This is a genomic window from Bradyrhizobium agreste (genome assembly GCF_016031625.1).
Lineage (GTDB): Bacteria > Pseudomonadota > Alphaproteobacteria > Rhizobiales > Xanthobacteraceae > Bradyrhizobium > Bradyrhizobium agreste.
In genome coordinates this window covers 53,223-64,106 of the sequence record NZ_JACCHP010000013.1, presented here as the reverse complement: position 1 = coordinate 64,106, position 10,884 = coordinate 53,223, and the positions used below count along the sequence as shown (strand labels likewise).

At 66.7% G+C, this 10,884-nt stretch carries 10 protein-coding genes; 1 reads left to right on the top strand and 9 read right to left on the bottom strand.

Going from position 1 to position 10,884, the window contains the following annotated elements:
* Positions 1 to 6: 6 nt before the first annotated feature.
* A complete protein-coding gene (gene cnbZ / locus HZZ13_RS20515; RefSeq protein WP_197961352.1) occupies positions 7 to 753 on the top strand; it encodes a 2-amino-5-chloromuconate deaminase CnbZ in 747 nt (248 codons plus the stop codon).
* Between the two features lie 73 nt (positions 754 to 826).
* Here cnbZ and HZZ13_RS20510 read toward each other — a convergent pair whose 3' ends face one another.
* The 9 genes from HZZ13_RS20510 to HZZ13_RS20470 all read right to left on the bottom strand — a co-directional run bounded on the left by HZZ13_RS20510 (position 827) and on the right by HZZ13_RS20470 (position 10,876).
* A complete protein-coding gene (locus HZZ13_RS20510) occupies positions 827 to 1,711 on the bottom strand; it encodes an ABC transporter permease (protein ID WP_197961351.1) in 885 nt (294 codons plus the stop codon).
* A 3-nt stretch (positions 1,712 to 1,714) separates the two neighbouring features.
* A complete protein-coding gene (locus HZZ13_RS20505; RefSeq protein ID WP_197961350.1) occupies positions 1,715 to 2,656 on the bottom strand; it encodes an ABC transporter permease in 942 nt (313 codons plus the stop codon).
* Between the two features lie 10 nt (positions 2,657 to 2,666).
* On the bottom strand, positions 2,667 to 4,175 hold the full coding sequence (locus tag HZZ13_RS20500; protein ID WP_197961349.1) for an ABC transporter substrate-binding protein: 1,509 nt from the start codon (positions 4,173 to 4,175) through the stop codon (positions 2,667 to 2,669).
* A gap of 22 nt (positions 4,176 to 4,197) precedes the next feature.
* Positions 4,198 to 5,304 (bottom strand): ABC transporter ATP-binding protein, encoded by a 1,107-nt coding sequence (locus HZZ13_RS20495; RefSeq protein WP_197961348.1) that lies wholly within the window; start codon positions 5,302 to 5,304, stop codon positions 4,198 to 4,200.
* Positions 5,304 to 6,293, bottom strand: a complete 990-nt coding sequence (locus HZZ13_RS20490; RefSeq protein WP_197961347.1) for an ABC transporter ATP-binding protein — start codon at positions 6,291 to 6,293, stop codon at positions 5,304 to 5,306. The genes HZZ13_RS20495 and HZZ13_RS20490 overlap by 1 nt, the downstream gene beginning before the upstream one ends.
* Entirely contained in the window at positions 6,290 to 7,000 is a 711-nt protein-coding gene (locus tag HZZ13_RS20485) for a DUF1028 domain-containing protein (protein ID WP_197961346.1), read from the bottom strand. The genes HZZ13_RS20490 and HZZ13_RS20485 overlap by 4 nt, the downstream gene beginning before the upstream one ends.
* 9 nt (positions 7,001 to 7,009) lie before the next feature.
* The gene (locus HZZ13_RS20480) at positions 7,010 to 8,815 is read right to left on the bottom strand and encodes a gamma-glutamyltransferase family protein (protein WP_197961345.1); all 1,806 of its coding nucleotides are present in this window, start codon (positions 8,813 to 8,815) and stop codon (positions 7,010 to 7,012) included.
* An 88-nt stretch (positions 8,816 to 8,903) separates the two neighbouring features.
* Positions 8,904 to 9,893: an ABC transporter ATP-binding protein gene (locus tag HZZ13_RS20475; RefSeq protein ID WP_197961344.1), complete on the bottom strand. Its 990-nt coding sequence runs from the start codon at positions 9,891 to 9,893 to the stop codon at positions 8,904 to 8,906.
* Positions 9,890 to 10,876, bottom strand: coding sequence for an ABC transporter ATP-binding protein (locus tag HZZ13_RS20470; protein ID WP_197961343.1), 987 nt, complete (start codon positions 10,874 to 10,876; stop codon positions 9,890 to 9,892). The genes HZZ13_RS20475 and HZZ13_RS20470 overlap by 4 nt, the downstream gene beginning before the upstream one ends.
* Between the last annotated feature and the right edge of the window lie 8 nt (positions 10,877 to 10,884).

Here is a 10,884-nt window from a genome sequence, read left to right as displayed (position 1 = left end):
TCCGTCATGACGCGCGAATTCTCGGCCGGCAATTATCGCTTCATCCCGTCCGTGTTTCAGTACTCGGCTGGCGCAGCCGCGGACGCGGGCTACGAGATCGAGCGGGTCCGGTTCGACCGCCTGGTGCCGCTCGCGGAAGGCTTTGCGCTGGCCGCAAAGTTCATCCAGGAGGCGGGGCGTCCTCTGACGGCGTTCTGCGCCTGCGAGCTGCGCTCGCCGGCGGCCTTCAGCGAGGAAGGCTTTCGCGCGTTCAATCTGCACTATGTGAAGACGCTGTCCGAATGGGGCATCTTCGACGGCACCACCAATCCGGTAGCGCGCAGCAATGTCTGTCCCGAGATCGATCCGCCGTCCGAGCCGTCGTTCTATGCGTTCTCCTTCACGCGACCGACGCGGTCGAGTTTGCCGAGCTTCGTCATCGCCGGCGGCGCCGAGGCGCGTGAGGGCAGCGGCACCTATGTCGAGCGCACCGTGCGCTACCGCGACCTCAGTCCCGAGGGGCTGCGCGAGAAGGTGCGCTTCACCACCACATCGCAGATGGAAAACCGCATGGCGGCCTTCGGCTTCGGCTGGAAGGATACGACCGGCGTGCAGGCCTATTCCGTGCACGACTTCCACCACGCGCTGGTAAACGAGCTGGTCCGCCGCGGCGCGCTCCGCTCCGGGCTGACCTGGCATTTCGCCCGTCCGCCGGTGGTCGATCTGGAGTTCGAGATGGACTGCCGCCGCGTGCTGCGGGAGGTGGTGATTTGATCCGTCGACGGCCGATCTTCACCTCTCCCTTCGGGAGAGGTGAACGAATCTCGCGGTTAGCCTTTGCGTCGCTTCAGCGCTGCCTCGGGTCGAGCGCGTCGCGCAGGCCGTCGCCGAGCAGGTTCAGCGACAGCACGACCAGGAAGATTGCAAGGCCCGGCCAGATGGCCATCCAGGGCGCCTGGGTCAGGAAGCGTTGTGCCGCGTTGAGCATGCTGCCCCAGGACGGCGCCGGCGGCTGCTGGCCGAGACCGAGGAAGGAGAGGGCGGCCTCGGCGATGATGGCCGCTGCGATCGAGAGCGTCGCCTGCACCAGCAGCGCCGGCAGGATGTTCGGCAGGATGTGCGAGAGCGCGATCCGCCAAGGCGGATTGCCGAGTGCGCGCGCGGCTTCGACATAGTCTTCGGCTTTGACGACGAGCACCTGGCCGCGGGTCAGGCGGATGAAGATCGGCGTCGCCGAGATGCCGATCGCGATCATGGCATTGCCGAGGCTCGGGCCGAGGAAAGCGGCGAGCGCGATCGCCAGGATCAGGAATGGGCAGGCCAGCATCGCATCGGTAATGCGGCTGATCAGCGCGTCGGTGAAGCCGCCGCGATAGCCGGCGAGCAGGCCGAGCGGCACGCCGATGCCGAGCGCGATAGCGACCGAGATCAGCCCGGCGAGCAGCGAGGCGCGCGCGCCATAGACGACGCGGCTCAGGATGTCGCGGCCGAGTTCGTCGGTGCCGAACCAGTGGGCCCCAGTCGGCGGCTTGCGCACCAGGCTCCAGCTCGTCGCGATGGGATCATAGGGCACGATGAGCGGGGCGAGCACGGCAAGGGCGATGAATATCGTGAGCACGACGAGCCCGAACACCGCCGCCTTGCGCTTGAACAGCCGCCGGCGCGCGCGGCGGGCCGGGCTATCCAGCTCGTCGGCTCGCGTGAGAGGGCTCGGCAGCGCGGCGTCGGTCATCGATCAGCCCCGGAGCCGCGGATTGACGAGGATATAGGCGATGTCGGCCACGAGATTCAGCGTGATGTAGACCGTGGCCGTCACCAGAACTACGCCCTGCACCACGGCATAATCGCGGTTGAACACGGCATCCACGATCAGCTTGCCGAACCCGGGAATGGAGAAGATTTGCTCGGTCAGGACCGCGCCGGAGAGCAACGTGCCGAGCTCGAGCGCGCCGAGCGTGATGACCGGGGTCAGTGCATTGCGCATGGCGTGCTTGAGGATCACCGTGCGCTCCAACAGTCCTTTGGCGCGCGCGGTGCGCACGTAGTCGCTTTCCAGCACCTGAAGCATGGCGCTGCGCGTATGACGCATGAGGATCGCGGCGATCGCATTGCCGAGCACGAAGGCCGGCATGATGGTGGCGGCGAGACTCGCGCGCCAGTTCTCGGTGAGCGGCACGTAGCCGGAAGCCGGCAGCCATCCAAGCTCGATCGAGAACAGGAAGATCAGCATGATCCCGAGCCAGAAGTTCGGCATCGAGATGCCCCATAGCGCGAAGAGATTGGCGCCATAGTCCCAGGGCGAGCCTTTCTTCACGGCCGCGACGATGCCGGCGGGAATGCCGATCAGCAGCGCGATCAGAATCGCCATCGAGCCGAGCTGCAGCGTCACCGGCAGCTTCTGCGCGATCAGTTCGCGCACCGGCATCTTGTTGCGCAGCGACTCGCCGAAATCGCCCGAGAGCACGCCCTTGATCCAGTAGGCGTACTGCACCGGAACGGGCTGATCGAGCCGGTACTGGCGTCGGATCTGCTCGATCACGGCGGGATCGCGCTCTTCGCCCGCCATCACCAGCGCGGGGTCACCCGGCAGCAATTGCTGCAGCGAGAAGATCAGCACCGAGACGAAGAACAGCGTCGGCACGATCTGCACAAGGCGGCGGGCGAGGAAGTTCAGCATCCTCGCAGCGTCACTTCAGCTTGAGACCGACAACGCGGACGAGGCCGTCCGGCATCTGCCTGTAGCCTTTCAGCTTGGTCGTGTGCGCGATGATGATGCGGCGGTGGTAGAGGTAGAGGATGGCGTGATCTTCCAGCTCCAGCTTCGTAAGTCTCTCGTAGGCAGCCTTGCGCTGAGCCATGTCCGACGTACGGCGGGCGTCGTCGAGCGCCTTGTCCGCGTCGGCGTTGGTCCAGGCACTGTAGTTCTGCGGCGCATCCTTGCGCAGGAACACGTAGGAATTGCCATCGGGATCGATGCGTCCGCTCCATGCCAGCATGAAGGCCTGGTACTCGCCGGCCTCGGCCTGCTTCAGCGACGTCGCAAACTCGGTGACGCGGATCTTCATATCGAAGCCCGCTTCGCTCGCCATGGATTGCACCACTTGAGCCACCGCTTCGGTCTCGGCACCCTTTGGTACCAGGAAGTCAACGCTGACTGGCCCAGTGACGCCGGCTTCCTTCAGGAGGGCCTTGGCTTTGGCAATGTCGCGGCCGTGGATCGGAAATGCGCCCTGATAATAGGGGTGATCGGGATTGACCCATTGGTTACCCGGCTTGAATTCGCCGTTGAACACCACCTGGTTGATCGCCTCGCGGTCGATCGACCAGTCGAGTGCCTGCCGCACTTTGGCCGATTGGCTGAGCGGGCCCTTGGCCTTGTCCTTGCCGATATTGAGCGTGATGCCCTGATAGCCGAGCTCGATGGCGGTCGCGACCTTCAGCCGCGAGTCGGCGCGCACCTCCTTCAGATCGGTGGCGAGCACGCGCTCGATCAGATCGAGGCCGCCGGACTTCAGGTTTGCGAGCCGCACGGTGGCATCGACGATCGGCTGGAACACGATCTTGTCGATGAAGACGTTGTCCTTGTTCCAGTAGTCGGCGAATTTCTCGAACACGATGCGGTCCTGCTGCACGCGCTCGACGAACTTGTAAGGGCCGGCGCAGACCGGGCGCAGGCCGAACTTGTCGCCGGCCTCCTTCGCTGCCTTGGGCGACATCATCATTCCGGCGCGGTCGGTGAGCTGAGCGAGCAGGGGCGAGAACGGCGACTTCAGCACCAGCTTGATGGTGAGGGGATCGACGACCTCGACGTGATCGACTGAGGCGAGCTCCGGCTTGCGGAACGAGCCGGGGAACGTCAGATGCCGTTCCAGCGAGAACTTTGCGGCCTCGGCGTCGAACGGCTCGCCGTCGTGGAATTTCACGCCGGGTCGCAGCTTGATGACCAGCGCCTTGCCGTCGTCGGCGGTTTCGCTTCCGAGCGCCAGCTGCGGCACGATGTTGAGCTTCTCGTCGATGTCGAACAGCTTGTCGCAGAAGGAGGAGAACACGATGCGGCCGACATAGGTGCGCGCCATCGTGGGATCGAGGATATCGGGGTCCTCGGCGAGGCCGATGCGCAAGCTGGTCTGGGCCTGCGCGGTTCCAATCGACACCAGCACAGCGACGGCCGTTGCGGCCAGGCGAAACATCTTCATCGGACAATCCCCATTGCTTCGGCTATTTCGTTGCGGACGCGGCGCTCTGTATACCAACCCCGGCAGGGCTTCTGCCTTCCGTCTTTTGGCTGAAGGCCGCGACCAGTTTTGCGAGCGCCGGCGAGAACCCGCCGGCGGTGGGCAGGATGGCGTCGGCAGACGGCAGCTCCGCGGTGCGGTGACAGGCGGTGGCGTGGCCCGTGCTGTCGGCTAGCAGCGCAGGCGGCTCGCTGCGGCAGCGCTCGATCACGAACGGGCAGCGGGTGTGGAAGCGGCAGCCGGCGGGCGGATTGAGCGCGCTCGGGATTTCGCCCTCCAGCAGCACCGTCGTTCGTTTCGCCTTCGGCTGTGGCAGCGGGATCGCGGACAGCAGCGCGCGGCTATAGGGATGGCGCGGCGCGGCGAACAGCGCGTCGGCTTCCGCCGTCTCGACGATCTGGCCGAGATTCATCACCGCGACGTGGTCGGCGATGTGCTTGACCACCGCGAGGTCGTGCGAGACGAAGATGTAGGCGAGGCCAAGCCGATCCTGCAGCTCGCGCAGCAGGTTCAGGATCTGCGAGCGTATCGAGACGTCGAGCGCCGAGACCGGCTCGTCGCAGATGATCAGCTTCGGTTCGACCGCGAGCGCACGGGCGATGGCGATGCGCTGGCGCTGGCCGCCGGAGAATTCATGCGGATAGCGCCGGGCGAGGCGCGGCTCCAGCCCGACCAGCCGCAGCAGCTCGGCGACGCGCTCGGCTCGCCGCGCCGGCGGCACCAAATCGTGCAGCGCCAGCGGCTCGGTCAGGATCTGGCCGACCGTCATGCGCGGATTGAGCGAGGCGTAGGGATCCTGGAAGATGATCTGCGCTTCGCGGCGGAAGGCGCGCAAGCCGGCGGCATCGAGCGCGAGCAGGTCACGGCCGTCGAAGCGGATCGTGCCGGCATCCGGCTCTATCAGACGCAGCACCAGGCGGCTGACGGTCGACTTGCCGCAGCCGGATTCGCCGACCAGAGCCAGCGTCTTGCCGGCCTCGAGCGAGAACGACACGCCATCGACCGCCTTGACGTGCGCCAGCGCGCGGCCGAGCAGCGAGCGCTGGGCGACGAAATGCTTGACCAGGCCTTCGACCTCGAGCAGCGCCATCACGACACCAGCAATTCGAGCGGCGCGCGGATGCAGCGCGAGAGGTGGCCGACGCTGACTTCGACCAGCGGCGGCGACGCTCTGGTGCAGGCGTCGAGCACGAAGGGGCAACGCGCGGCGAAGCGGCAGCCGGCGGGCGGCTGCGCCATGTTCGGCACCATGCCTTCGATCGTCGCGAGCTGCTCGGCCCGGTAGTCGAGCCGCGGGATCGAGCCGAGCAGGCCGACGGTGTAGGGATGCTGCGGCGCGGAGAACAATTCATCGACCGGCGCGCGCTCGACGATCTCGCCGGCATACATCACCGCGACCTCGTCGCAGACCTCGGCAACGACGCCGAGATCGTGGGTGATCAGGATGATCGCCGCGCCGCTCGCGGCCTTCAGCTCGCGCATCAGCTCCAGGATCTGGGCCTGCAGGGTGACGTCGAGTGCGGTGGTCGGCTCGTCCGCGATCAGTAGGCGCGGATCGCAGGCGAGTGCCATCGCGATCATGACGCGCTGGCGCATGCCGCCGGAGAGCTTGTGCGGGTAGTCGTCGATCCGCCGCTCGGGCGAAGGGATATGGACGCGGCGCAACAGCTCGATCGCGCGCTCGCGCGCGCTCTTCCGCGAGCCGCCCCGGTGACGCAGGATCGTCTCGATGATTTGGTCGCCGATCGTAAAGCTCGGATTGAGCGAGGTCATCGGCTCCTGGAAGATCATCGCCAGCCGGTTGCCACGCAGATCGCGCAAGGTCTGGTCCGGCATCGTCAGCAGGTCGAAGCCGCCGAAGCGGATCGCGCCCGATATCTCCGCGCTTTGCTTCGGCAGCAGGCCCATGATCGCCAGCGACGTCACGCTCTTGCCGCAGCCGGATTCGCCGACGAGGCCGAGCGTGGCGCCATTGGCAACGCTAAGATCGACGCTGTCGACCGCGTAGGTTATGCGGCCGTCGTCGCCATGAAAGCGGATACGCAGATCCTTGATCTCGATGAGGGGGCTGGCGCTCATGATTGTCTCGCGCGCGCCGCAGCGATGCTGGCATCGATGACGCTGCGATCGGTGTTGCCGGCCGGGTTCTGCCGCGTCGGCATGGATGGGCGGAAGTGCACCCAGAGCTCTTGGCTGACGCGCTCGAGCCGTTCGAGCTCGCCCAGCGGATCGGGATGGTCGTCGGCGCGAATGTCGAGCGCCGGCCATTCCTCCTCGCCGTGGATCACGAGCGCCGCCGATTGCTTGCCGCGCTTGTCGCCGCCGGCGGCTTCCCCGGCGCGCATCGCCGCGAGCAGACGGCGCGGGAACGGCAGGCTGTCGCTCGCGATGTAGGTCTTCGCGGTCTCATCGAGCACGTCGGGCCCGGTGAGCATGTTGCCGGCAATCGAGAAGCCGCTGCCTGCGAGATGGCCGCACCAATCGATGCAGTCGCGCCCGGTATGCGCGGCGATTGCGCCGCTCGCATCCATGATATGGACCTGGCGGCTCTCGCGGCCGTCATCGGTCGCCAGCAGCGTGGCGAGCACGTCGTGAACGTTGAGCCCCTCGCGCAACAGCTTGACGCCGTCGATGCCGTAATAGGGATTGACGAAGGCCTGGGTCGCGATGGCGCCGAGGCCGGCGGCAATATAAGGCACGCGCGCGCCGACGGCGAAGAAGCGGGTTGCAACCGCGATGCCGAACTGGCCGGTGGCAGGATCGCGCGCGATGATCGACCAGGTCATGTGCTGCCTTCAGCGCCCCGCCGCGTAGCCCTGCATGCAGCGCGGATTGGCGGCAGCGCGGCGGCGGCGACCTACGCGTGAGGCCGCGGTGAGGCGGCCCTCCGACCAGTCCGGCCCGACCTCGACGATATGCCCGCGCTCGCGCAAATTTTCGATCGTCGCCTTCGGCACGCGGTTCTCGACCACGAGCACGCCGGGGCGCGCAGTGCGCGGCCAGAACGAGATCGGGAAATGCTCGGAATGCCAGGCCGGCGCGTCGATGGCTTCCTGGAGATTGAGGTTGCAATGGACGTGGCGCAGGAAGAATTGCGTGATCCACTGGTCCTGCTGATCGCCGCCTGGCGAGCCCCAGGCGAGGTAAGGCTCGCCATCGCGCAGCGCCATGCTCGGAGAGAGCGTGGTGCGCGGCCGCTTGCCCGGCGCGAGCGCGGCGGGATGGCCTTCCTCCAGCCAGAACATCTGGGCACGGCTGCCGAGGCAAAAGCCGAGCTCGGGAATAACAGGCGAGGATTGCAGCCAGCCGCCCGACGGCGTCGACGACACCATGTTGCCGTCCCTGTCGATGATGTCGAAATGCACGGTGTCGCCGCGCACCTCGCCGAAGCGGCCCACCGTCGGCTCGCCGGCGCCGAGCGCACCGACGGCCTCGCGTTGGCCTTCGGCGCGGCGCAGCTTGACCACGCCGCCGAAGCCTTCGACCGAGCCCGGAATGAAATCGAGCGAGGCCTTGTCGGTGACGAGCTTGCGTCGCTCATCGTTGTAGCTATCCGACAGCAGCGTTTCGATCGGGATCTCGTTGAATTTGGGATCGCCGTAGAATTTTTCGCGGTCGGCAAAGGCGAGCTTGGCGCATTCGATCTGGAGATGGATGAACTCCGGACCGGTCGGGTCGAGGCCGTCGAGCGCAAAGCCCTTCAGCAGCGCGAGCTGCTGCAGCGTCACTGGTCCCTGGCTCCAGACGCCGGCCTTGCAGACGGTGTAGCGGCCGTAATCGTAGGTGAGTGGCGCTTCGATCGTCGGCTGCCAGCGCGCCATGTCGTCGGCGGAGAGCACGCCGCGATGAGGCGAGCCGCTGACGTCCATCACCTCCTGGGTCCGGCAGAACTTGTCGATGGCTTCCGCGACGAAGCCTTGCGACCAGGCTTTTCGCGCGCGCTCGATCTCGGCGTCGCGGTCGCCGTCGCCGCTCTCGGCCTCGCTGAGAATGCGGGCATAGGTCGCGGCCAGCGTTGTGTTGGTGAACAGCGTGCCCGGCCTCGGCACCTCGCCGTTCGGAAGGTAGACGGCGGCCGAGGTCGGCCAGTGCTTGCGGAACAACTGCTCCACGGTCTGGATCGTGGCGCAGGCGCGCTCGACCAGCGGATAGCCGTCGCGGGCATAGGAGATCGCGGGCTCCAGCACGTCGCGCACGCGCATCGTGCCGTAGTCGCGCAGCAGCATCATCCAGGATTCGAAGGTGCCGGGAACGCAGGCGGCAAGCAGGCCCGTGCCCGGCACCATGTCGAGGCCTTCGCTCCTGTAATGCGCGATGGTGGCGCGCGCCGGCGCCGGGCCCTGGCCGCAGATCACTTCGGTGCGGCCGCGCTTGGCGTCATGCACGATAATGGGCACGTCGCCGCCGGGGCCGTTGAGATGTGGCTCGACCACCTGGAGCGTGAAGGCGGTGGCGACACCGGCATCGAAGGCATTGCCACCCTTTTCCAGGATGGCCATGCCCACGGCCGTCGCGATCCAGTGCGTCGAGGCGACGACCCCGAACGTGCCCTCGATCTCGGGCCTCGTCGTGAACGGATCGGGATTGATATTGCTGCCCATGGGACTTCACCACCTTATTTCCGGCGCGCGCAATTGATCACAGCCGATGCTGGTACGCCAAATGCGCAGGCCGCATGGCACGCGCGCGTCACGCCGGGACCGGCGCAGTGTTGACCGCGTGGCAGGCGACGCCGTCGATCAATTCCGGCGTTTCCCTGCGGCAGAGATCGAACGCCAGCGGGCACCGCGGATTGAAGGCGCAGCCGGGGGGCGGATTGATCGGGTTCGGGATCTCGCCCTTGACCGGAATGCGCTGGCGGCCGCTCATGGCAAGATCAGGCACGGCGCCCAGCAGCATCTTGGTGTAGGGCATGCGCGGATTGGCGAACAGCTCGCGTCCTTCCGCGATCTCGACGATGCGGCCGAGATACATCACGCCGACGCGGCTCGCCATGTGGCGGACCACGGCGAGGTTGTGGCTGATGAACATGTACGTCAGGCCGAACTTGTCCTGGAGGTCGCGCATCAGGTTCAGGATCTGTGCCTGCACGGAGACGTCGAGGGCCGAGGTCGGCTCGTCGCAGACGATGAACTCGGCGTCGGAGGCGAGCGCGCGTGCGATCGCGATGCGCTGGCGCTGGCCGCCGGAGAATTCGTGCGGGTATTTCAACCGGTCGTCCGGATGCAGGCCGACGAGGCTGAGCAGCTCGCCGACCCGGGCCTGGATGTCGCGCTCGCCCTGGATCAGGTCGAAGGCACGGATCGGCTCGGAGATGATGGCATCGACCCGGAAGCGCGGGTTCAGGCTTGCATAGGGATCCTGGAAGATCATCTGGATACGGCGGCGCAGCCTCCGCCTTGCGAGGGCCTGCCGCGGGTCGGTCATGGAGACGCCGTCGATCAGCACGTCGCCGGCGCTTGGCGGCAGCAGGCCGACGACCATGCGTGCCACCGTGGTCTTGCCGGAGCCGGACTCGCCAACGAGAGCAAACGTCTCGCCCTTCCTGATGTCGAAGGTGACGTGATCGACTGCCTTGAGATATTCGAGATGTCCGCCTTCGAGCACGCGGTTGAGCCAGGGCTTCGAGACGTCGAAGACGCGGCGCAGGTTTGTGGCCTGGACGAAGGGAGCGCTCATGCCATGCTCTCCGCCGGCACGTCGTCATAGAGGTGGCAGGCCACCGATTGCGCGCCGCGCGGCAGCGGCTCCGGCCGATCGACTCGGCAACGATCGAACGCAAAGGCGCAGCGCGGATTGAACGAGCAGCCGCGCGGGATCGCCGACAGGCGCGGCATCGAGCCCGGGATCTGCACCAGGCGCTTGTCCTCGCCGGCAAGGGTCGGGATCGCGCCCATCAGGCCCTTGGCGTAAGGGTGCAGCGGATTCTTCACGACGTCCTGCACCGGGCCGATCTCGGCGACGCGGCCGGCATACATCACGGCCACGCGGTCCGAGGTCTCGGCGATCACGCCCATGTCGTGGGTCACCAGCATCACGGCGGTGCCGTGGTCGCGGCCGAGGCGCTTGATCAGCGAGATGATCTGCGCCTGCACGGAGACGTCGAGCGCGGTGGTCGGCTCGTCCGCGATGATCAGCTCCGGCTCGGCGCAGATCGCGAGCGCAATCACGACGCGCTGGCGCATGCCGCCGGAAAACTCGTGGGGATAGCCGTCGATGCGCTTTTCCGGCGCGGGAATGCCGACTTCGGCGAGTAGATCGATGGCGCGGCGGCGGGCGGCCTGTTCGGACAGATTGAGATGGGTGCGGATCGTCTCCACGATCTGGTCGCCGACCTTGTACAGCGGGTTCAGCGATGTCAGCGGATCCTGGAAGATCATCCCGATGCGCTTGCCGCGCACACGGCGCATCTCCTCCGGCGGCAGATTGTCGATGCGCAGGCCCGCGAGATGAATCTCGCCGCCGGCAATGCGGCCGGGCGGATCGATCAATCCGATCACCGCGAGGCCGGTGACGGACTTGCCGGCTCCGGACTCGCCGACCACGCCGAGCACCTCGCCCTTGGCGATGTCGAAGGAGACGCCGTCGATGGCGCGCAGCGTGCCGCGGCGGGAGGCGAACTCCACGTGAAGATCGCGTACGGAAAGGACGGGTTCGGTCATGGACGAGG

Coding starts and splice junctions, on each gene's coding strand:
- cnbZ (WP_197961352.1), top strand. CDS start 7: ATGACGCGCGAATTCTCGGCCGGCAATTATCGCTTCATCCCGTCCGTG.
- HZZ13_RS20510 (WP_197961351.1), bottom strand. CDS start 1,711: ATGACCGACGCCGCGCTGCCGAGCCCTCTCACGCGAGCCGACGAGCTG.
- HZZ13_RS20505 (WP_197961350.1), bottom strand. CDS start 2,656: ATGCTGAACTTCCTCGCCCGCCGCCTTGTGCAGATCGTGCCGACGCTG.
- HZZ13_RS20500 (WP_197961349.1), bottom strand. CDS start 4,175: ATGAAGATGTTTCGCCTGGCCGCAACGGCCGTCGCTGTGCTGGTGTCG.
- HZZ13_RS20495 (WP_197961348.1), bottom strand. CDS start 5,304: ATGGCGCTGCTCGAGGTCGAAGGCCTGGTCAAGCATTTCGTCGCCCAG.
- HZZ13_RS20490 (WP_197961347.1), bottom strand. CDS start 6,293: ATGAGCGCCAGCCCCCTCATCGAGATCAAGGATCTGCGTATCCGCTTT.
- HZZ13_RS20485 (WP_197961346.1), bottom strand. CDS start 7,000: ATGACCTGGTCGATCATCGCGCGCGATCCTGCCACCGGCCAGTTCGGC.
- HZZ13_RS20480 (WP_197961345.1), bottom strand. CDS start 8,815: ATGGGCAGCAATATCAATCCCGATCCGTTCACGACGAGGCCCGAGATC.
- HZZ13_RS20475 (WP_197961344.1), bottom strand. CDS start 9,893: ATGAGCGCTCCCTTCGTCCAGGCCACAAACCTGCGCCGCGTCTTCGAC.
- HZZ13_RS20470 (WP_197961343.1), bottom strand. CDS start 10,876: ATGACCGAACCCGTCCTTTCCGTACGCGATCTTCACGTGGAGTTCGCC.